Source organism: Flavivirga amylovorans, from assembly GCF_030540875.1.
GTDB lineage: Bacteria > Bacteroidota > Bacteroidia > Flavobacteriales > Flavobacteriaceae > Flavivirga > Flavivirga amylovorans.
In genome coordinates this window covers 441,809-464,446 of the sequence record NZ_JAUOEM010000004.1, presented here as the reverse complement: position 1 = coordinate 464,446, position 22,638 = coordinate 441,809, and the positions used below count along the sequence as shown (strand labels likewise).

The window sequence follows — 22,638 nt, the reverse complement described above, 5'->3', positions numbered from 1 at the left end:
TGTTATTTTTTTTGATTTAAAACTCTAAAACAATCCCAGATGTTATTGTTTTTGATAATGGCGACCTACTAGTCGTTACACCATTAAACGCCTGTTCTGGATCAATTCCTTTATGCGATTGCCAAGTCAAAATATTATCTGCTTGTAAAAAGAGCCTCACCCTACTTAACCCGAGTCTATCTATAGTTGATTTTGAAAGGTTATAACCAAGGGTTAAACTTTTTAATCTTACATAATCATTTTTAAATAAGAAGCGCGTTGAACGTGATGCATGATCATTGTTACTGGTTAGTAATAATGGAAAATCGCTAACATCTCCTGGGTTTTGCCATGCATTAAAATTATCGGGATGTGCACTTAATCCTGGATTTTCGAAAGGGTTTATAAGTCCAGAATAGTCCGAATCTAATAAATAGGCTCCAAAACTAAAATTAAACAATACATTTAAATCAAACTGTTTGTATCTAACAAAAGACGTAAAACCACCTTCTATATCTGGCAACGATGTTTTCCCTTGGTCATACCTTGTTGCATCTTCATAATCTTTCGTTGTCACTTTATCAACTACATTACCACTGGTATCTAATACATCCATATACCACATACCACGACCATCTGTAGAGTCTACACCAGCCCATTCTCTAATAAAGAAATCGAAAATAGAACCTCCAACTCTATAACGTTTCGATCCGTCTAAAATCTCATCTTGAGGTAACTTAGTCCATTCATTTTTATTAAGAGCAAAATTAATTCCAGTTGTCCACGTAACATTCTCTGTGTTGACATTCATAGATCTTAATGAAGCTTCCCAGCCAAAGTTTTTAATAGAACCTATGTTTGTTACAATTTTATTTACCCCTAAAGAACGCGGAAGAGGTTTATCCATAATTAAGTCTACCGATTCTTTATTATAATATTCTAGAGAACCCGATAAAACCCCATTAAATAATTCGAAATCTGCTCCAATATTTAGAGATTCTACTTTTTCCCATCTTAAATTTCTATCTGCTACTCCTTCTGGTAATACTCCTGGATTACTTTCATTAACATAACCTGTTATGAATACAGACTGATAAGGGAAGCGACTTGTGGTTCTATTATTTCCTAATTCACCATAAGACCCTCTTAACTTTAAAAATGTAAGTGTATTATTTCCTTTTAAAAAACTCTCTTTAGACACAATCCAACTAGCACCTCCTGCTAAGAAATCACCCCATCTGGTATCTTCATTAAAGCGCGTAGAACCGTCTCTTCTTATTGAAAATTCTCCATAATATTTTTCATTAAAATTATAGTTAACCCTACCTAAATAACTATTAATTCTTGATGTAATAATATTACCACCTACGCCTTCAGGTGTTGTGCTTCCGCTCAAATTTTCTACTCCAGGTAAAAACCCAGTACCCTGAGCCTGTAAATTATCTAGTGTATTTGTATAAGCCTCGGTAATGGCATCTATAGAAAAGTTATGATTTCCAAAATTCTTTTTATAATTCAAAGATTGAATCGCATTCAATGTTGTTGTTAAGTTTCGGGTTTGAGATACACGTCCTCTTACGTCAGGATCTCCCGCCGCACCTATTTTATCATCATCAAAACTATAAGAATCAAACATAAAACTCTCATAGCTCAATCGTGTTTTAAAGGTTAACCCTTTTAAAAGTTTTACCTCTGCAAAAAGATTTGCTAAATAATTGGTTCTTACTCTTCTTTCTTTTCCTAAAGTTAAACTTGCTAGAATATTTTCACCACTAAAAACTGGCCTTGTATTATTTACTGGCTGACCTGTTACAAATCCATTACCTAAATCGAAAATTCGCTCTCCGAAAGAATCTCTTAATAAATTTCCATTGGCATCTCTTGCATATATAGGATATATACTAGACAGACCATAAATCCAAGAAATGGCTTGAGTTGTATTACCACTCGTTTGATCTGGAGTATTAGAGCTAGAACGTGAAAAACTAGAATTAAGACCTACTTTAAACCAATTATTTACTTGAGTTTCTATGTTTAATCGTGAAGATACTCTTTCGAAATTTGAGGGTACCACAGGCCCTTCTTCATCTAAATAATCCAAAGACATGAAGTATCTCGTTTTATCACTACCACCAGATACGCTAATATTATGATTTACTCTTAAGTAATCTTCTCTTATAACTTCATCCTCCCAATTAGAATTCCATAATAGGTTAGCACCTGCTACTAAGTTTCCATTGGTATCTATTGGGTTTGCAACACTAAATGGGTTGTATCCTAAATGATCCACCAGTCCATTTGTTGCATTTTGAGCGGCTACTGTAGCTGTTTCACCATTCTCATATTGATTTGTATTCCTTAAAGCTTGCCAAGTTAACTTTAAATAATCTTCTGGTTCAGCTAAATTATGAATCCCGATTGTTGGGTTTGATAATCCGATTTGGGATCTCAATGTTACTTTTGGAGCAGAACCAATGTATCCTTTTTTAGTTGTAATTAATATAACACCTCCTGAAGCTCTTGAACCGTATAAGGCCGATGATGATGCATCTTTTAATACTGAAACGGATTCTATTTGATCCTGACTTATCGTGTTAATATTACCATTAAATGGAGCACCATCTACAACAATTAGAGGCCCTCTTGCTAAACTCTGACTCGAAATTCCTCTAATTCTAATAGTAGGATTATTTCCAGGCTGCCCTCCGGCTGTTAATAAGCTTACTCCAGGTACAGCACCTTGTAACGCTCTTAATGGAGATGTTACTTGTTGTGTTTCTATTGTAGCACTTGAAACTACTCCAACAGATCCTACTATAGATTCTCTTGTTTGCGAACCATATGCAACCACAATAACCTCTTCAAGAGCTGTTGTGTCTTCTTCCATAGTAACATTAATTGTATTTGACTCTCCTACAGCAACTTCTTTATTTATATATCCAATAAAGCTAAATACTAGAACGTCTCCCTGGTTAACTTTAATTGAATAATTTCCATCGAAATCTGTTGCCCCTCCATTAATGGAGTTTTTAATCACAATCGTTGCCCCTGGTAGTGGTAAATTGTTTTTGTCCACAACTTTTCCAGAAACTGTTTTCTCTTGTGCAAATGATGATGCCATAGCAAACACCAAGAACACTAGCATTAAATAGTAGTTTCTTACTTTCATAAAATTAAAGGTTTATTTGAATTAGTCAAGCAGATTGAAAAAAGGCAGGAGGTAAAGATGTTTTTTAAGTGACTAATTCAAAAAATTACACTCTACTAAATGAAATTAAAGCTTAGAAGAATCTAAAATATTTTAAGTAAAGTTCTATTACCGCCCTGCCTTATTTGCAATTGCAGTGGTAAAAAAAAGAATAAAGGTAAAGTTTAAAGGTAACTCTGATAATACCTTACCTTACCGAAGATAATTTACCTAGAATTTACTTGTTATTTAACCTTTTTAAGTTGAGAATTTATAAACTCCGAAGGTGTTTGTGAGGTTTCTTTTTTAAATGCTTTATTGAAAGTAACCTTATTATTATACCCCACCTCGTAGGCAATGTCTATAATATTAAGACTTCCATGAACATCTTCTTTAAAAATACTTATAGCTTCTTTAATTCTAAATTTATTTATAAGCTCAAAAAAATTGATATTAAAATGTTCATTTATTATTTGCGAGGTATTATGCCTTGTAGTATTTAACCTTTGAGACAAAACTTCAAGATTAATATTATTTTCTTTGTATACTTTCTCTTCTACAAATAATTTAATTAAATTTTCTTTAAGCTCTTGCGACAACGCATTGGTAAGCCCAGATTTCTGGTACTTCTCCAAAGACATAACATCTTTTAAAGCGTATTCGTACTTAAAAATCTCTGGTTGTACATAAGCCATGTAAGCTAGATAAATAACCATAATAGACATGGTACTAACCTGTATATAATTAATAAAATAAGGGAAATCGAGAAGCAGTCCACTTACTGGCAAACCATAAATAACATAAGAGATTAGATAAATGATATGTATTCTATAGATTATCCTTTTCCATTTATCAATAGGTTGTTCTTTATGCTCTGCATTAATTTCTTTTTTTCTTTGAGTATATTGAAGTCTTCCTATCAAAATAGCATATATAGCAAGTGATACAACTTTTGTAATAAAGATTACATATCTATAGGTGTTATATGAATTATCTATTTCCAGCATGATTTCCATTTTTTCGTTGCTAGAAAGTGAATACATTGGAAATAAATACACAATTAAAATAAGTGTTGGTAAAAAGTGCAATAAATCTACTTTTCTAAACTTAAAACCATAAGTAACACTTTTAAAATAAAAATAAAGTAATGGTCCATATAAAAGCGCCACCACCGAAGCCATTAAATATGAATGAGGAATTTGATACTGAATATTGGATATAAACAAGACAAACTCTAAAATAAATAAAGAGTGCACCCCAACAAAACCGCTAATAAACAATTTAGCATATTTATTAGACTTTTTAGAAAAATTGATAATTATAGTGAAGAAAAAACCAATTAAGGAAACATATAAAAACAAAAATGTAAGCCAATCAATTTGCAATAGATAATATTCAGACAACTCATTATACTCATCAGAATCACTAATAACATCATAGGCCCCATTATTTAAAATTGAAACATCTAAGGTATTATCAATATACTTTTTAGTAAAAGTATAAGCGTCTTTAGGTTGATTTAAATTAGCATTTAAAATGGCTAATTCTTTAAATATTTTGACTGAATCTGGATGCTTTTCAATTAAAGCATCTTTATAAAGAACTAATAGTTCTAACTGAGTCATATCGTTACTGATATTTTTCTGTTCAATTAAACTATCTATTTGTGTTAAAAATAAATGGGGAGAAACATGGAAACTTGAAGCTGCAACTAATTTGTTTGACATAACAAATAAGTATAAAACAAAAAGAAATATTCTTGAATTATAAGACATCAATGGGTTGATTGAGAGTGGTTAAACTATGCTTTTAATTAGCAAAACTAACTTACCGTGAAATTATAAATAAAGGCGTCTATTATTCTTAAAAAAAACTTAAAAGAGTAACTCCCGATAATAATATACTTCATATTATCCTTAAATATAGTTTTTATCTTACAAAAAAGTGTAAATAACGAAAACTCATATGGGCTATAATTTTTGATAAAAATTAAATTATACTGTTTTTTTAAATCATTTTTTCTTAAAGATATTCTATATAAAATCGTCAAGTTTATATTTTCTACTACTATTTTTAATAATATAACATCGAGATAAAATATTTATATTTTTTAGACATCATTAAGATTGTAAATATGAATAGAAATACATTATTATATTATAAAATAACTTTTAAATTAATTATTACTTCTTCTTTGAATCCATAAAACACTATTGTTTTATATTTAATAATGATTAAATTAATATTGAGTAAAAAAGACTACCTAAAAAGGCAGTCTTTTTCAATTCTAATAATAGAATTCAAACCTAGTTTAGTTAGTTATAAGTTTTTAATTTGGTGTTAACTGAAGTGTAAATTGGATTCCAGCCAAACCACAACATGATGTTGCCGTATATGTTAAATCTAGTGTGATTACTCCAGTATCTTGGTCTAAACTAGTACCCGCTCCTTGTACCCATGCAACTTGCGCTCCAAATGGTATAGAATTTTCTGTAACGGTAATAGTTCCGCAAACATCAGTAAATTCTAAAGCAACAGGGAAATCTGGCCCAAAGATATCTGCGGTACCATCACTTAAATTATAAGTTCCTGCTGCAGGCTGCGTAATCGTTACTGGTTGAGGGCTTCTAAAATTCCCAGCAATAGGAAGGCTTGATGCAATAACTGTACTAATATAGTTACCTTCTAACATGGTAGGACAAGAAACTGGATAGCTAATTTTTGCAGCAAATAAACCAGAATTACTAACTGTAGTTCCCGTATTATCAGTACCATCATCATTTAATAAACTTAAAACACGACCATCGGACATTGTAAATCTTGCAGATACAGTTAAAACATCGCCAAGCTTAAAATCATCTGTACTACTTAATTCTGAAAAAGCTGCGATAACATCATTAGTAGTTAATGAAAAATCTCCTGGTAATGTTACATTAGTAAATAATACACTTGTATATGTTGGTCCTGCTAACGTAGAATACGTAGCAATTATATCTGCCGAACTTGGTGATCCTTGTGCTACTGAAGCATTAAAGGCTAAATTCACTGCTGAACCATTTAATATCTTGGTAAGATCGAATATCTGGTCTGAGGCAGCATCTTTAACAAAATTCGGAATAGCACCCGTTTCTAAAACAAGTGCCGAATCCCCACCATCATTATCGCAAGAAAAACTAACGAAAGTAATTATGGTTATAAGTAATAAAAATTTTATGTTTTTCATTTTCTATATTTTTTAGTTGTCCCAAAACACTCTATAGGTTGCCAAAGTTTTTTGCTCGGGAGCATTAACATTTAAGTTTAACTCATTATCTGGCCAAAAGAATGATCTATTATATGGATTATTTAATGTTGTATCTGTATCAAGTAAAGGAAAACCATCACCATTATCCAATTGATATTCGTTAGTCCCATCTGGATCGGCCAATACTGGATACCCCGTTCTTCTATAATCATTATATTGATCCATTTGATCTCCATAAGTAGCAACCCATTTTTGGGTCATAATTATTTCTAACCGCTTATCGGCACTCGCAGCTGTAAACTCTGCATTAATGTTAGTTATAAAATCTGTAACAGCAGTAGAGCCACTTAAAACAGGAACTGTTTGAGTTGTTCCAGTACCTGCTACAACCTGGTCTACTTTGGCAAAACTTGCTGTTACCGCTTCGGTCAACTTAGCACCAGCATCACCAGTTATTAATCCTACCTGCATTAATTCTGCCTCTATATATAAAAACTCATCATAGGTAAGTATTCTTCTAGGTGCTACTCCGGTACCACTTGCAACGGTTCTGGCAAAACCTAAACCATCATCATATCTACCACCACAAGGAAATATTCCAGGAAACGTAGCATCATTTGCAACGGCACCATCTCTCCAAGGTCCAACACTACTAAAACGGATTGTAAAAAAACCTGTAGAAGAATCCCAGTAATCAGCTCTAGGGTCTCCAGTAACAGGATCAGATTGATCTCTAGGAAACTGCCCAGCAGTTAATTGATTAGCCCAATAATATGGTATTCTAGGATCTTTATTATTGGTATGAATATTAGGATTCATTCCCATTAAAATCTCATAAAACCATGGACTTATATAATGATCTACTTGAGCACCACCATATGCAGCTTGAAATAATTGATTACGTTCATCTTGAGGTGATACTGTGGCTGTATGAGTGAATTGAAAATCATCAGCATTCGTAGCGAAAAAATTATCTTCTGCTACTAATGCATCTAATGCAGATTGACTGAACAAAGACGATGTTGACAACCGTATTTGGTTCAATAGTTTCAGTTTAAATGTGTTAGCAAATTTAATCCATTGAGCCGTAGAACCAGCATAGTAAAAATCGTCTGCAGCTGGAAGCAAGCCTCCGGGATTATTTAAATTCGTCTTGGCATCATCAATTAAATCAAAAACTGCTTGGTATACAGATTCAGAACTATCAAAAACAGGGCTTACAGTACCTTCTATTAACAAGGTAGCTTCAGAATAAGGAACATCTCCCCATAAATCTACAGCAACCGACATCATATAGGCCTTTAATAATTGCCCTATACCTTTATAAACTGTTGCTCCTTCTGTATCTGCCTGAGATATTAATGTTTCTAAATCTGTTAAAGTTAAATAAACATTATTCCAATCATTATTAAGGGTTATGTTATCAGCTTTTGTTCCATATTGATCTTGTTCACTTCTTGAAACACCTTGATGTGTTTGTGTTCCAAGGACTTCGCCACTAAAGTTATTCCAATCGGCAAGTAGTGCAACTGTTATTTCTATATTTGGCAGCAACTGATTAATTGGAGCTACCGTTGGATTATCGGTATCAGTATCAACATCCAAATATCTACTGCATCCAAAAAAAGATACAGTCACTATTAAAAACATTAGTATATGATACCTTTTAAATTTTATATTTTTCATTTTTCTTTTATTTAAAAAGTTAAGTTGATTTTAAATCCATAGCGTTTTGAAGTTGGTGCTGAAGAGTTTTCAATACCTTGTACTCTACCAGAACCAAAAGAAGTTACTTCAGGATCATAATTAGTATACCTTGGAACATTTGGTGCAAAATACCATAAGTTGTTACCTACCGCACTAAACGATGCTTTACCAAAAGGTGTTTTTTCCAACCATTTTGAAGGTACATCATACGTCAAACTTAATTCTCTTAAGCGATACACTGTACCATCATAAACAGTACCTTGATCTGTTGAGTTAATACCCCAAGTATTACTAGGCCCACCACCCGTGAAATACAAATCGTTAGTATCTATCTGTGTTGTATTTGGTATTCTATTTCCACTTGCATCTAGTGTATAATTTCCATTTACGTCTCCATAAAAACCTGGAATAATATGTGTGCGCTCTCTATCTTCTGTATCTCTGGTAACACCTCTTCCTAAAAGAGACCCTATACTTATAGATTGTATATCGCCACCTTGCCTCCAATCAATTTGAGAACGCAAAGTCAAATTTTTATATGTAAATGTATTGATAAAACCTATTTTGAAATCTGGAGTAGGATCACCAATAACATCACTAGTAGGATCTTGAAATATCCATCCTGTAGATTGATCTATTATGTAGTTACCTTCTTCATCTCTAAGGTGTTTCGACCCAAAAAAGACTCCGAATGGTTCTCCTTTAATAGCATATGCAATTTGATTTCCATCTAACCTAATTCTTTCAAGACCTTCAACCAATTCGGTTACCTCATTTTTGTTTTTTGTGAATGTGGTAAATAAATTCCATGTAAAATTCTCTGTTTGGATAGGTAATAGTGTCAATCCAATTTCTATACCTGTATTTGTCATCTCTCCAATATTGGTGTTAAATGATGTAAAACCACTAGATCGGGGTACAGATACAGGAGAAATTAAATCGGTTGTTGTTTTTTTATACCATGTAAAATCAATAGCTATTCGTCTTTTAAAGAACTCTAAATCTGCTCCAATTTCAATTTCATCTGTAAATTCTGGAGTAATCTCTTGATCTCCTAAACCGACTCTATTTCCAACAACAGGAATTGCTGCAAAAGGCACGCCTAACGCAAACGTTGTGTTCAAAAATTCAGCTGCCGCATCATTACCAACAGAAGCCCAACCACCTCTAAGCTTAGCAAATGTTAAAGTGTTACTATCTAGCTTAAGAGCTTCAGTAACAATTAATGATAAACTGGCTGAAGGATAAAAGTAAGATCGGTTGTCTAACGGTAAAGTAGAAGACCAATCATTTCTCCCTGTTCCATTTAAAAATAGAAAATCCTTGTATGATAAAGTTAAATCTGCAAAGACTCCAACATTACGTTTTCTTGCATAAGAATCTTCTAAACTGGATGTAGTGATTGTGTTAGCAAGTGTATAAATATTTGGAGAGATAAATGTGGTTCCTAAATTCGCATCTCGTTTAAAAGTATTTTGATATGTATTTAGTCCTGCTATTGCAGAAAAACCGATATCATCTGTTAAATCATAATTAAAATTTAACAAGAGTGTAGACTCAAGATCTTCATTAACAGCACCATCTGTAATAAGTGTTCCTCCTGTTAAAGCTGATGCTATAGATGCTGGGTGTCTAACTTCTCTTCTATTTAAGTTATATTTATTGTAGCCAACTCTAAACGATGCTGAAATATGCTCATTAATCGGAACTCCAATACTTAAGTTTGTTACAACTCTATTTGTGTTGGTTGTAATTTGATCATTTTCCCAAGACCAAAGCGGATGATCCCAACCTGTATTTGGAATAACTGAACCACCAGTAATAGGATTTGTATAAGGAATTGATAAATCCCATGCACGACCTAACCATAGTGATCTGGCAAAAGAAGATGAAGATCCGGCAAACTGCTGATTACCAAAAAAACCTCCTACTTGATCGGTATCTGAATAAGAAACAGAACCACCAACGGTTATGTTATTTGGAAGCTTAAAATTTCCACCCGCAGAAAAAGATGTTCTTTCGTAAGTATTAAAAGGCATATAACCTTTTTGTTGTAAATCTGAAAGCGTTACACTAAAGCTTCCATTTTCATTACTAGAAGACGCTGTAACAGAATTATCTAAAACGACTCCTGTATCAAATAAATCTTCAACATTATTTGGTTGTGCTTCATAAGGGAGTGTTTCTATTAAACCGGGACCATATACATCCGGAAATGCTGTTACCCAACTATTCCAAACAGGAATAGTTTCTAAAGTATCAAAAGCGGGTCCCCAAGATCCATTAGATCCTGCATTAAATTTAAATTGCGTTCCTTGTCCATATTTGTTCTGATAGTCTGGCAAATTTGCTATTTTCTCAAAATACGTTCCACTACTAACACTAACACTTAATTTATTATTAGCATCTTTATTAAGCGACGAACCAGATTTTGTTGTAATAACAATAACTCCATTTGTTGCTCTCGAACCATATAATGCTGCAGCAGCTGTACTTTTTAATACAGTTACAGTCTCAATATTATTAGGATCTAAACTGGAAATACCTGATTCATATCCTCCACCTCCAGTACTAAAACCACTTGGTGGTTGTAACTCTACTGTTGAAACCTGACGGTTGTCATAAGCAATACCATCAACAATAAATAAGGGTTGACTGGCACCACCTATAGTAGTTTGCCCTCTAATACTAATTTGGTTTGAAGCTCCTGCGACACCATTAGAAAAATTCACATTAACACCTGCTACCTTTCCTGATAACGATCTTAGTAAATCTGGTTCTGAGTTTTCAATAACCTCCTTAGATTCAACCTGGCTAACAGCGTATCCTAAGTTTTTAGCATTTCTTTTAATACCAAAAGCTGTTACTACTACTTCTTCTAGAGCAGTAGCATCCTCTTGTAATGTCATGTTAATTGTGTTGGAAGCATTAACGGTAACCTCTGTACTTGTATATCCAACAAAACTGAAGACAAGGACAGCCCCTTGGCTTGCTCTTATTGAATATTTACCGTCAAAATCTGAAGAAGTTCCGGACGTGGTTCCTTTAATTAAGACTGTTGCTCCGGGGAGCGGCAGACCAGAAACATCGGATATTGTACCCGATATAGTTTTTTCTTGTGCAAAAGATAATTGCACGACAAACGCTAGTAATAGCGTTAGTAATCCACTAAACTTTTTTTTCATTTTATTTATTTTATGAGTTAGTCAATGCAGATTGTAAGAAAGGAAGGCAGAAAAGATTATTTTTTTAAAGACTAATTCAAAAAAATTACATAAATGGAACCAAAGTTTAGTGTAACTCTAGTTTTTTGTAAAGCTCTTTAACTGCCTTACCTTTACAATTGCAGTAGTAAAAGAAGAACTTTAATAGTGTTATTTACTAAACTTTGATTTGAAGTAATTGTATTTTGAATTCAAACGATTAGTTTTGACGGTAAATGATTACAAATCAAATTCACCCTTCTTAATCAACCATTCGCAACAATATATAATTACTTAAAAATCATTAAATTAAACCATTGAATGGATATTTCGCATTTACGCACGGAAGGAAGCCTTAGAATTATGAAACTATAAAAAATTGATTTAAACATCCTTTTTATTGAATTGTAATAAATTTATTATGATTTGAAATTATCATTTCGTGCAGTGAACATCATCTATATACAGCTTTAAGTCGTTTTTTTGTATTAGTTTTAGTATACCAAATTAAATATATCCATGAGAAATCTCATAAAAGCTTTAATTATTGATGATGAAAGTTTAGCAAGAAAAAGAATCTCAAATTTGTTAAATGATATAAAAGAAATTGAAGTCCTTGAAGAGTGTAGTTCTGGTAAAGAAGCTATAAATGCTATATCTAACAAAAAACCTGACTTAATATTTCTTGACATTCAAATAACTGATATGACAGGGTTTGACGTGTTAAAACAAATAGACCCTTTAACTAGACCCTTAATTATTTTCATCACTGCTTTTGATGAATTTGCTCTTAAAGCTTTTGACTTTTTTGCTTTTGATTATTTATTAAAACCTTTTAAAGATGAACGCTTTTTTCAATCTACTAATAAGGTGATTGAGCTACTTTCTTCTAATAAATCGAATATATTAAATAAAAAAATAAGTGATTTACTTCGTTATATTGAAAATCCTAACGAAGATTTCCCAGAAACCAAGAAAACCAAACTAGCTATAAGAGCAAATGGTAAAATTTCTTTTATTGAAAAAGACAACATTAAATATATTCAAGCTTCTGGGTATTATGCAGAGATTTTCACGGAACAAAAAAAATTTCTTTTAAGAGAATCACTAAACTCTTTATTAGATCAATTAAAGCCTTATAATTTTGCCAGAATTCACAGATCTACCATCATAAACACCTCTTTTATTTCAGAAGTATTATACTCTAATTATGGTGAGATTGATGTAAAAATGCAAGATGAAAAGTTATTTAGAATTAGTAAGACTTATAAAAAAGAGTTTCAGAAAAAAATGGGGATTTAATATATGATAAAAAGGATTAAAGCATACTTCGATTATAAACTTATAGGTATTTTATCCTTGTTCTATCTCATATTTGTGATTATTTATGCTTCCAAAAATGCTTATTTAAGAATATATACTAAAAGAGATGTAAATTGGAGTGAATTCATTTTTGCAAACTTATTAGATTGGGCACTTATTGTCATTTTTATGATTTTTATAGCTTTTACAACCAAGCTTTTGATGCAAAAGAAAACAAAACTGGTTTATATTATATCTATACATTTATTTTTCTCATTCTTTATTGGTGCTTTTACAATTGGTTTATCACAGATTATAGAGCAACTTAAAAGTCCGTGGCCAATGGCAGAAAATTCGATTGCCAGTTTATTTACATCTTATATAAGACTTATAGATTTACATTTCTTAATTTATATGTCCTTAGTAACTATGATTTACATGTATTACTATTTTCAAAAAGTCCAAGAAAGCAAAATACAAACCATTAAACTACAAGATCAACTTTCAAAAACGCATCTAAAGTTTTTACAATCTCAAATGCATCCACACTTTTTATTCAATACATTGAACGGCATCCATTCGTTAATGGATATAAACATTTCAAAATCTAAGAGTATGGTAGTAGATTTAAGTGATTTACTAAGAAATGTTTTAGAGAAGAAAGATCAAAACTTAATTGAATTACAAGAAGAACTAGAAATACTAAAAAAGTACATACATATTAAAAAAGCTCGTTTCTCCGATCAATTAAACATTCACCTCAATATTGAAGAGGGCTTAGAAAATATTTTGGTGCCTAATATGTTATTACAGCCTATTGTAGAAAACTCTACAAAGCATGGTTATGATAAAGAACATTTATCACTCGATATAGCTATAAACATTTTTAAAAAGAATGATAAGCTTATAGTAAAGATTAAAAATAATGGTAAAGAATTGAAAGATAAACTTTCTGTTCTCTTAAAAAAAGGAACTGGTCTTAACAATATAAAGGAAAGACTAGATTCTCTTTATAGTAATGATTATAAGTTAAAAATTTATAACAAATCAAATAGTGTAATTACCGAAGTAAACATACCGATTAAATTGTCTATATCTCAAATTGAAAAAGGGTTTTAACTCTCTTTTTGTAAATATTGTGCAAGCCAGTTTATTCAAATTAAATTTAATTCTCTCATATTTTTATAGCGTATATATTTAAGTAATTCTATTTATATGGTGTTCATTTATATTATAATCTAACCGTTTTAAATCATGATAAACATTTTAAAAAAATATATCGATTTAAAACTAATTTTAATTATAATAATAGTTCAGTTAACCCTAAATTTATATGACATATTTCAACGCTCGTTTATTACAAAAAAAGGAGTCCTCAAATTAAATTATGATCTACAAGGCGCAGAGATATTTGGCAAGTTAGCCGAGTTTACAGGCGTAATTATCTACATGGTTATTGTATCTATCATTGTTAACTTTTTTATAAAAAGAAAAACCTCACTTTGGATTGTTGTTATATTCCATTTAACAATCCCAATTACGCTACCCCAGTTTACATGGACCATTTACCATATTCCAGAAATAATAAAAGAAAGAAGTTTTGAGTCTCTCCAGTTTACAGACTTTTATATTTCTAGATATATTTTTCATATTAAGTATTATTATACACTATATTTTCTTATTTTAGGTATTATATACATATACTTTTATTTTAAAAAAATTCAAGAAAACAAAGTTCAAACAGCGCGTTTACAGGCTCAACTTTCTGATACAAAATTAAAGTTTTTACAATCTCAAGTTCATCCTCATTTCCTTTTCAATACTTTAAACAGTGTCTATTCATTAATGGATATCGACTCTTCAAAATCTAAAGATATGGTTATAAGCTTAAGTGATTTATTAAGAAATGTTTTAGAAAAAAAAGATCAGAATCTTATTGAATTTCAGGAGGAGTTGTTTATTCTCAAAAAATACATTCATATTAATGAAATGAGGTTTTCTGACAACTTGAATTTTCACATGAACATTGAAAAAGGCTTAGATAACATTTTAATTCCTAATATGTTAATCCAGCCTATAATAGAGAATGCTATTAAGCATGGTTACAGCAAACAACATATTACATTAGACATATTTGTTAACATTTATATAAAACTTGACGTTTTACATATTATAATAGAAAACAACGGTAAAAAACTAGATGAGAGTCTATCCGATTTATTAAAAAAAGGACATGGATTATCCAATATTAAAGACAGGTTGCAAACACTTTACGAAGAACACTATGAATTCAAAATGTTCAATAAAAATAACAAGGTTGTCACCTCAATTATAATCCCTATTCAGTTATCGATATCGAAAATTGAAACAGATTTTTAATTCCCTCTTACCTTTTTTTCCCACTGCCAAGCAGAGCGCATAGCATCATCTAAAGACAATTCGGTTTTCCATCCTAATTCATCATTAGCCTTATTAGTATCTGCATAAGCAGAGATGATATCACCTTCTCTTCTATCGACAATTTTATAGTTTAATTTTACTCCAGAAACACGTTCGAAAGATTGAACAACTTCTAATACCGAGCTACCTTTTCCTGTTCCTAGATTAAACGTTTCATAATTAGATTTATTCTTGTTTTTAAGTAAACGACCTAACGCAATTACATGTGCTTTTGCCAAATCTACTACATGAATATAATCTCGAATACAGGTACCATCTGGAGTTGGATAATCATCTCCAAAAACAGATAGCTCCTTACGGATACCTATAGCTGTTTGTGTAATAAAAGGCACCAAATTTTGAGGCACACCAATTGGTAACTCACCAATATTTACAGATTCATGTGCCCCTACTGGATTAAAATAACGTAAGGCAATCGCTTTTAAATTTGGTGATACTTTGCAAGTATCATTAATTATTTCTTCTCCAATTTGCTTTGTATTCCCATAAGGCGATTCCGCTTGTTTTACAGGGGCATTTTCTGTTATTGGTAGCTCATCTGCCTGTCCATAAACCGTACAAGACGAACTAAAAATAAATCCAGCAGATGGTAGTTTTTGTAACTCTTTAAGTAAGTAAACTAAAGTGCTAATATTATTTTCATAATATAATAATGGTTCTTTTACACTCTCACCTACAGCTTTACTCGCTGCAAAATGAATCACACCTTTTATATCATTATGCTTCTTAAAAAAATGTTCTACTTTCTCTTTTTCTTTAAGGTCTAATTTTTCAAAAATGGGAGTTTCACCAGTTATTGCAGTTATGCCATCTAGTACCTTTTCTGAAGAGTTTGACAAATCATCAATTATTACAACGTCGTAGCCTTCGCTTTGTAATTCTACAACAGTGTGCGATCCTATGAATCCTAATCCGCCAGTAACTAATATTTTATCCATTTATAAATTTAATAATTGTTGATGTAATATATTCTATTTGTTCGTCGTCTAATTCGGTATGCATTGGTAACGAAATCACTTCTTTAACTAATTGATTTGTTACTTTAAAATCATCTTCATTATATCTTTCATCTCTATATGCTTTTTGATTATGAAGCGGTATTGGATAATACACCCCACAAGGAATGTTCTGTTCATTCAAATGCTTTGCCAATGCATCTCTATCGACACCTTTTATTCTTAGTGTGTATTGATGAAAGACATGACAATCACAAGAAGTGTCGCAAATCTCGGAACAGACCCTTGCAATTTTTGGAATAATAACATGATCGTGTCCTTCAAATGCTTTATTGTATTTCTTAGCAGCATTTTGCCGTGCTTTATTATATGTATCTAAATGTGGTAATTTTGCATCTAAAACCGCTGCCTGAATACTATCTAAACGCGAATTCACTCCTACAACATCATGGTGGTAACGTTCGTACATGCCATGGTTTACTATACCTCGAATGGTATGTGCTAAATCGTCGTTATTTGTAAAAATGGCCCCACCATCTCCATAACAACCTAAGTTTTTAGATGGAAAAAAGGACGTAGAAGCTACATGTCCAATAGCTCCTGCTTTAACGTTATTACCATCTTTATATTTGTAAGATGCACCAATAGCTTGTGCATTATCTTCTATTACAAATAAATTATGTTCCTCTGCAATCTGCATGATCGCTTCCATATTAGCGCATTGACCAAATAAATGTACAGGAACTATGGCTTTTGTTTTAGGTGTAATGGCTTTTTTTATAGCCTCAATATTTATATTAAAATCATCTTCGTTAACATCTACTAAAACAGGTGTTAGTTGTAATAGAGCAATCACCTCTACAGTTGCTGCAAAAGTAAAATCGGCAGTAATAACCTCATCTCCGGGCTTTAAACCCAATCCCATCATGGCTATTTGCAACGCATCTGTACCATTTGCACAAGGAATAACATGCTTAACTCCTAAATATTGCTCTAAATTCTTTTGAAACTCATGAACCTTAGGACCGTTTATAAATGAGGTGTTTTCTATAACTTCCTGAATAGAAGGATTAACAACATCTTTTATGCCATTATACTGACCTTTAAGGTCAACCATTTGAATTTTCTTCATCTAAAAAAATTAAGACTAATTTTAATGAATACCCATTGTGGGCTAACAGTCTACGAAATTACAAAATTCCTTCACGTTAACCAATGAATTTGTTTCAAAGAAATGTATTTTTACACCAAAGAAAAGCATTGGGTTTTATTTACAACATAGGTATTGATATAGCACATTTCGGATTAAAATGTGCTTCCTTATTTAATGAAAAAATTAAAAAGGGGGTTGTTGGTCGTCAAAATACTTTTAAGACTCTTGAAAGTCATTTAAAGCCTAATGATAAAACTTTATGGTTTCATTGTGCGTCTTTAGGCGAATACGAACAAGGTCTTCCTGTATTTAAGGAGCTAAGAAAACTCTATAAACATCATAAAATCGTACTTAGCTTTTTTTCTCCTTCTGGTTATGAGATTCGTAAAAACTCGCCCATTGCAGATGTTGTTATTTATTTACCTTTAGATAGCAAAAAACAAGCAAAACGTTTTGTAAACCTTGTTAATCCTGAACTCAGCATCTTTGTTAAATACGATATTTGGCCTAATTTATTAAATGAACTAAAAAGAAAAAAATTTCGTGCTATTTTAATTTCGGCTGCTTTTAGAAAAAACCAAACCTACTTTAAATTCTATGGTGCAGAATTGAGACGTGCCTTATTTACTTTCGAGCATATTTTCACTCAAAATGATACTTCAAAAGCATTACTTGAATCAATAAACTATAATAAAGTTACTGTTAGTGGAGATACCCGTTTTGATCGTGTATCTAGTCAATTGGAATTAAATAACAATTTACCTTTTCTTGAAACTTTTAAAGACAATAAATTATGTATAGTTGCAGGCAGTACATGGCCTGACGATGAAAACGTATTGATTAATTATATTAATTCCTGTAAGCATAAAAACGTAAAATTTATTATTGCTCCTCATAACATTAAAGCTTCACAAATAAATAACATCCAAGAAAAGTTAAATACTAAATCGGTATTGCATTCTAAAAAGAATGATAAACAGTTAATTAATGCCCAAGTTTTTATAATAGACACTATTGGAATACTCACTAAGGTTTACAGTTATGCAAATATTGCCTATGTGGGTGGAGCTATGGGACATACTGGATTACACAATACTTTAGAACCGGCTGTGTTTGGAGTTCCTATTATTATAGGCCCTAATCATGAAAAGTTTCCAGAAGCCAAAGCCATGATAACTATTAATGGCATGTTTTCTATTTCCAACCAACAAGAATTTAATAGCGTTCTAGACGAATTGATTCTAAACAAGGTAAAACGATTGTCTTGTGGGAAAAATAATAGTGATTATATCCAAAAAAACAAAGGTGCCGTCATCCAAATTATAGACTATCTGCGTATATAATGTATTTCGTAGAATAATTGTTAAAAAAATTAACATAAAATTCTTAGAATATACTAAAAGTTACTAAATTCGTAACTAACATTTTAATACTTGATTAGTAATCAGTATTTTAATACTCAAATAATTAACACTAAAACAAAGAACAATGAAAAAATTATTATTAAGTACCGCTCTATTACTTGTACTAAGTTTATCTTTTACTTCATGTAGAGATACTAAAAAAGCTGAAGATGCTGTAGAAGCTGCTGCCGATGCTGCAGAAGAAGCTGCTGAAGCTGCAGGAGACGCTGTTGAAGCTGCTGCTGACGCCGCTGGAGATGCTGCCGATTCTGCTGTAGAAAGTGCTACTGAAGCTGTTGAAGGAGCCGTAGATGCTGCTGGAGACGCTGTAGATGGTGCTGCTAAAACTGCTGAAGATGCAGTTGATGCTGCTGCAGACGCTGCTAAAAGCAAAGTTGATGCAATAAAGAAAGAAGCTGGTCACTAAATACCAACATATCTTTTAAACAAAAAGACTGCTATATGGCAGTCTTTTTTTATTGGCAGAAACCGTTTTAATGATACTATCAAAATACGCTACTCTCACCGAGGATGCATAGTCATTATCTGGAGTAAAAAATTGTTCTCTAGCTACCTTCTTGAGTAATTCTTGCATGTTAGTCTCTTCTTTCGCATAAGCCACGATAACTAATATAAAAAATAAGGTTTTTGATAAACACTTTAATGGTTTCAACATTTTTTTAGGAAACACCATTCTAATTAGACGCTTTTAGCAGACGTATAGAACCGTTATTAATTCCAACCAGAATGCCTTGAGCATTTTCACCAAGTTTTATAGCTTTAGACTCCTTAACATTAAAGGGTAAAAAGACACCACTTGAAGTAGGTTTTACTTCCTTAAAATCAAAATTTTTAATGCCATTTAATAATAATCCAACAGAAGCATCGGCTCGGGTTGTTTCAATTTCAACATTAAATTTATTTCCTGTAAGTAAAACATCATTAATACCATCTTTGTTAAAATCATTTACAACAATACTTTGTACTGTAGAATATTGTGCCTGATTTGGAAGTTTTTTAATTTCTAAAACACCTCCATTGTTAATTAAAAACACGGACTGAAACGTATATGCTTCATGCTTTTGTGATGTAAGCGCTTTATCGTCCAATATGGTTCCTATATCTGAAATTGCAAATTCATTATATGTTGCGAATTTCTTAGATAAGCTTGGCAATTGTTCCGTTGAACATTCTTTGCCACGTACAGGAACAATTTTATCTTTATAATCTTTAGCCAGGAACACGTCATTTGTTCCATTTTTATCATAATCGGAAGCAAAAACATAGAATGGTTTTTCTTCACTTGCTTTAAATTTATAATTCTCACCAAGATTCCCTACAATAAAATCTATATCACCATCCAGATCTATATCTTTTGCTTCAATAGTGTTCCACCAACCATTTGTTTTATTTAAAGTTGGATGCTCTAGTTTTTCAAAGACACCATCTTTAATTTGAAATAAGCTGATAGGCATCCATTCACCAACTACTAACAATTCATTTTTAGAATCTCCATCTATATCCTGCCACACAGCATCGGTTACCATCCCTATAAACTCTAGATCTTTAGCAAATTGAGACGTAACATCGGTAAAAAAACCTGAATTGTTTTGCAATAAATAGCTTTTAGAATGAGCTGGATAGCGATTAGGGACTAACCGCCCACCGACAAATAAATCTAAATCACCATCATCATCATAATCTAAAGGTAAAACACAACCTCCACTGGAGGTTATTTCAGGGAAATTATTTGACTTAACAAAATGTCCTTTTCCATCATTTAAATATAATCTATCTTGATATTCTGGAGATTTTTCATGAAATTCATTACCTCCACTAGCCACATATAAATCCACAGCTCCATCCTTATTGGCATCAAAAAACACAGATGCAACATCTTCATAGTTTTTATCTTTTAAAAAACTCGTCTGTTTACTTTCAACAAAGGTTTCGTGCTTTTTTTGCAAAAATAGCCTGCCGCTTTGATTTACTGCTCCTCCTAGATAAAAATCTTCAAATCCGTCATTATTAACATCTGCAACCGAAATACAAGGGCCTTCGGTTGAAAGTTTATGAGGCAATAATATTTGAGTTTTAAAATCGTCGAACTCATTTTCTTTATGAGTAACCTGCTTTCCCAAAAACGCATGCTTTGTTATGTCTTTAAAAACAGGATTGTATTGTTCCTTTTTTAGTTTAAGCCTATTGGCTTCCTTATAATCTACTGTTAAAACTGTATTTACTTTTAAATTACTGTGCAGGTTCACTTTTTTATCTGGCCAAACAACCTTTACAGAGTCAATAACATTTGTTTTTCCTAAACCAAAATGCGCTATGGGTTCTACCGAAGACAAATAGCCCCGCACGTTCTTTAATTCGTGATATTGAATACTATCTTTATTAAACACCGTGATTTTTGCACCTAATCCCAGTGTGTTATTTTTTGGGCCTTTTAATTTTACCTTTAGATAATTATTTCCTGATTTTTCTGAATTATTTTTGTAAACAAAAGCAGCATCATTAATATTATTTACAATTAAATCTAAATCGCCATCATTATCCAGATCACCTACAGCTGCCCCGTTAGAAAAACTAATAGCTTCTAACCCCCAATCTTTTATTTTATTAGAAAATTTTAAATCACCGTTATTTTTATAAATATAATTAGAGATTTTATTTTCATTAAACAGGCTCACTATATGTTGTACATTTTCACTTTTAGAACGCTTCTTTTTTTCTTTAGATTCTATATAACTTGAAAATTTACTAGTAGCATCTTTATCAAAAATATCCCGTCTAAAACCGTTAGAGATAAACAAATCTCGTAACCCATCATTATCAAAATCACTACCGAGACAAGACCAGCTCCAATCGGTTTTATCGATACCAGCAAACTGACCTATTTCACTAAAAAAGCCATTTCCATTATTTATCTGAAGCATGTTATGCATATATTGATAATGATTGCCTGCTTCCAAAATGCGATAAAAAGCATCTACATTCATCGAAGCCATAGTTGTTTTTGCTCGTACATGATCGGATGATGTCATATCCAATTCGACAAGGTCTTCATACCCATCATTATTGAAATCTACAACATCTATACCCATACCATAAAATGCGACATGATTGGTTATCGATTGAATGTTTTGCGAAAAGGTTTTATTGCCTTTGTTTTTAAAAAAGTAATCACTTTCAAAATAATCGTTAGCGACATAAATATCGCTAAAGCCATCGTTATTTAAATCGGAAGTCGATAAACCTAATCCATAAGCGTATGTTTGGTTGATTCCTGATTTTAAGCCAATTTCTTTATAAACCCCATTTACATTTTCGTAAAGTTTATCCCTATACAAAGGACTTTGTTCTTCTTTTCCTTTTTTAATATCATCATGAGAAAGGAAAAAACGTTTTGGGCGGTTAATTAAATACATGTCCAGATCATTATCATTATCCATATCGAAAAATGAAGCCATCATAGAAAATCCTGTATCTGCTATGTTATATTGTTTTGCTTGCTCAGAAAAAGTATTATCACCATTATTAATGTAAAGCAAATTAGTACGTTCTGCATCTGTACCTCTCCAGCCACCTTTACATACATAGATATCTAAAAAACTATCACCGTTAACATCTACCATAACAACTCCGTTATCCCAACCGTCTCCTCCTCCAACACCTGCTGAACTTGTTATATCTTCAAATCGAAAATTCCCTTTATTTAAGTATAACTTATTTTCAACCTGATTACCGGTAAAGTAAATATCTGAAAGCCCATCATTATTAATATCTCCTATAGCGACACCTCCTCCATTATAAGCATAATTATAAACAATAAAGAAGTTTCCTGGGTTTTCTTCTATAGTGTTATTAAAACTGATTCCTGTTTCTTTTGAAGACAAGCTTTTAAACAGTGTTTCTTTTTCAAAAATAATTTCTTTCTTAGCCTTTTCTTTTTTACACCCAAAAAGCATCCATAGACAAAAAACGTATAACCAAAGGGTTTTATTAAAGGGAGTTGTTAGCAACATAGTCTTTCTCATT

Annotated in this window: 14 protein-coding genes; 5 read left to right on the top strand and 9 right to left on the bottom strand. The window is 31.8% G+C overall.

Translation table 11 applies throughout. The features are described from left to right. Nucleotides 1-16: 16 nt before the first annotated feature. The 5 genes from Q4Q39_RS13565 to Q4Q39_RS13545 form a co-directional block, all read right to left on the bottom strand. Nucleotides 17-3,148: a SusC/RagA family TonB-linked outer membrane protein gene (locus Q4Q39_RS13565; protein WP_303283052.1), complete on the bottom strand. Its 3,132-nt coding sequence runs from the start codon at nt 3,146-3,148 to the stop codon at nt 17-19. A gap of 263 nt (nt 3,149-3,411) precedes the next feature. Then, entirely contained in the window at nt 3,412-4,893 is a 1,482-nt protein-coding gene (locus Q4Q39_RS13560; RefSeq protein WP_303283051.1) for a helix-turn-helix domain-containing protein, read from the bottom strand. Between the two features lie 602 nt (nt 4,894-5,495). Further along, entirely contained in the window at nt 5,496-6,389 is an 894-nt protein-coding gene (locus Q4Q39_RS13555; RefSeq protein WP_303283050.1) for a hypothetical protein, read from the bottom strand. A gap of 12 nt (nt 6,390-6,401) precedes the next feature. Next, nucleotides 6,402-8,096: a SusD/RagB family nutrient-binding outer membrane lipoprotein gene (locus Q4Q39_RS13550; RefSeq protein ID WP_303283049.1), complete on the bottom strand. Its 1,695-nt coding sequence runs from the start codon at nt 8,094-8,096 to the stop codon at nt 6,402-6,404. 11 nt (nt 8,097-8,107) lie between these two features. Then, nucleotides 8,108-11,302 carry a SusC/RagA family TonB-linked outer membrane protein gene (locus Q4Q39_RS13545; RefSeq protein ID WP_303283048.1) on the bottom strand — a complete coding sequence of 1,065 codons (3,195 nt, stop codon included), beginning with the start codon at nt 11,300-11,302 and terminating at the stop codon, nt 8,108-8,110. 537 nt (nt 11,303-11,839) lie between these two features. Between Q4Q39_RS13545 and Q4Q39_RS13540 the strand changes: the two genes are divergently transcribed. From Q4Q39_RS13540 to Q4Q39_RS13530, 3 genes are all read left to right on the top strand, one after another. Continuing rightward, on the top strand, nt 11,840-12,622 hold the full coding sequence (locus Q4Q39_RS13540) for a LytR/AlgR family response regulator transcription factor (RefSeq protein WP_303283047.1): 783 nt from the start codon (nt 11,840-11,842) through the stop codon (nt 12,620-12,622). Between the two features lie 3 nt (nt 12,623-12,625). After that, nucleotides 12,626-13,741: a sensor histidine kinase gene (locus tag Q4Q39_RS13535; protein WP_303283046.1), complete on the top strand. Its 1,116-nt coding sequence runs from the start codon at nt 12,626-12,628 to the stop codon at nt 13,739-13,741. Nucleotides 13,742-13,876: 135 nt separating this feature from the next. After that, the gene (locus Q4Q39_RS13530) at nt 13,877-15,001 is read left to right on the top strand and encodes a sensor histidine kinase (protein ID WP_303283045.1); all 1,125 of its coding nucleotides are present in this window, start codon (nt 13,877-13,879) and stop codon (nt 14,999-15,001) included. Here Q4Q39_RS13530 and galE read toward each other — a convergent pair. Both galE and Q4Q39_RS13520 read right to left on the bottom strand, forming a co-directional pair. After that, nucleotides 14,998-16,020, bottom strand: a complete 1,023-nt coding sequence (gene galE, locus Q4Q39_RS13525; protein WP_303283044.1) for a UDP-glucose 4-epimerase GalE — start codon at nt 16,018-16,020, stop codon at nt 14,998-15,000. The genes Q4Q39_RS13530 and galE overlap by 4 nt on opposite strands. Continuing rightward, nucleotides 16,013-17,170, bottom strand: a complete 1,158-nt coding sequence (locus Q4Q39_RS13520; protein ID WP_303283043.1) for a DegT/DnrJ/EryC1/StrS family aminotransferase — start codon at nt 17,168-17,170, stop codon at nt 16,013-16,015. Before Q4Q39_RS13520 ends, galE begins: the two co-directional genes overlap by 8 nt. An 83-nt stretch (nt 17,171-17,253) precedes the next feature. On the opposite strand from Q4Q39_RS13520, the gene Q4Q39_RS13515 reads away from it, so the two are divergent. Both Q4Q39_RS13515 and Q4Q39_RS13510 read left to right on the top strand, forming a co-directional pair. After that, entirely contained in the window at nt 17,254-18,534 is a 1,281-nt protein-coding gene (locus Q4Q39_RS13515) for a 3-deoxy-D-manno-octulosonic acid transferase (protein ID WP_303283042.1), read from the top strand. Between the two features lie 145 nt (nt 18,535-18,679). After that, on the top strand, nt 18,680-19,021 hold the full coding sequence (locus Q4Q39_RS13510; protein WP_303283041.1) for a hypothetical protein: 342 nt from the start codon (nt 18,680-18,682) through the stop codon (nt 19,019-19,021). A gap of 15 nt (nt 19,022-19,036) precedes the next feature. Here Q4Q39_RS13510 and Q4Q39_RS13505 read toward each other — a convergent pair whose 3' ends face one another. Together Q4Q39_RS13505 and Q4Q39_RS13500 are read right to left on the bottom strand one after the other, a co-directional pair. Next, on the bottom strand, nt 19,037-19,270 hold the full coding sequence (locus Q4Q39_RS13505; RefSeq protein WP_303283040.1) for a hypothetical protein: 234 nt from the start codon (nt 19,268-19,270) through the stop codon (nt 19,037-19,039). 19 nt (nt 19,271-19,289) lie between these two features. Further along, complete coding sequence (locus tag Q4Q39_RS13500) at nt 19,290-22,625, bottom strand: VCBS repeat-containing protein (protein ID WP_303283039.1); 3,336 nt, start codon at nt 22,623-22,625, stop codon at nt 19,290-19,292. Between the last annotated feature and the right edge of the window lie 13 nt (nt 22,626-22,638).

Bases quoted from the DNA above. Each gene is read 5' to 3' on its own strand.
- Q4Q39_RS13565 (WP_303283052.1), bottom strand. From the start codon at position 3,148: ATGAAAGTAAGAAACTACTATTTAATGCTAGTGTTCTTGGTGTTTGCT.
- Q4Q39_RS13560 (WP_303283051.1), bottom strand. From the start codon at position 4,893: ATGTCAAACAAATTAGTTGCAGCTTCAAGTTTCCATGTTTCTCCCCAT.
- Q4Q39_RS13555 (WP_303283050.1), bottom strand. From the start codon at position 6,389: ATGAAAAACATAAAATTTTTATTACTTATAACCATAATTACTTTCGTT.
- Q4Q39_RS13550 (WP_303283049.1), bottom strand. From the start codon at position 8,096: ATGAAAAATATAAAATTTAAAAGGTATCATATACTAATGTTTTTAATA.
- Q4Q39_RS13545 (WP_303283048.1), bottom strand. From the start codon at position 11,302: ATGAAAAAAAAGTTTAGTGGATTACTAACGCTATTACTAGCGTTTGTC.
- Q4Q39_RS13540 (WP_303283047.1), top strand. From the start codon at position 11,840: ATGAGAAATCTCATAAAAGCTTTAATTATTGATGATGAAAGTTTAGCA.
- Q4Q39_RS13535 (WP_303283046.1), top strand. From the start codon at position 12,626: ATGATAAAAAGGATTAAAGCATACTTCGATTATAAACTTATAGGTATT.
- Q4Q39_RS13530 (WP_303283045.1), top strand. From the start codon at position 13,877: ATGATAAACATTTTAAAAAAATATATCGATTTAAAACTAATTTTAATT.
- galE (WP_303283044.1), bottom strand. From the start codon at position 16,020: ATGGATAAAATATTAGTTACTGGCGGATTAGGATTCATAGGATCGCAC.
- Q4Q39_RS13520 (WP_303283043.1), bottom strand. From the start codon at position 17,170: ATGAAGAAAATTCAAATGGTTGACCTTAAAGGTCAGTATAATGGCATA.
- Q4Q39_RS13515 (WP_303283042.1), top strand. From the start codon at position 17,254: ATGAATTTGTTTCAAAGAAATGTATTTTTACACCAAAGAAAAGCATTG.
- Q4Q39_RS13510 (WP_303283041.1), top strand. From the start codon at position 18,680: ATGAAAAAATTATTATTAAGTACCGCTCTATTACTTGTACTAAGTTTA.
- Q4Q39_RS13505 (WP_303283040.1), bottom strand. From the start codon at position 19,270: ATGTTGAAACCATTAAAGTGTTTATCAAAAACCTTATTTTTTATATTA.
- Q4Q39_RS13500 (WP_303283039.1), bottom strand. From the start codon at position 22,625: ATGTTGCTAACAACTCCCTTTAATAAAACCCTTTGGTTATACGTTTTT.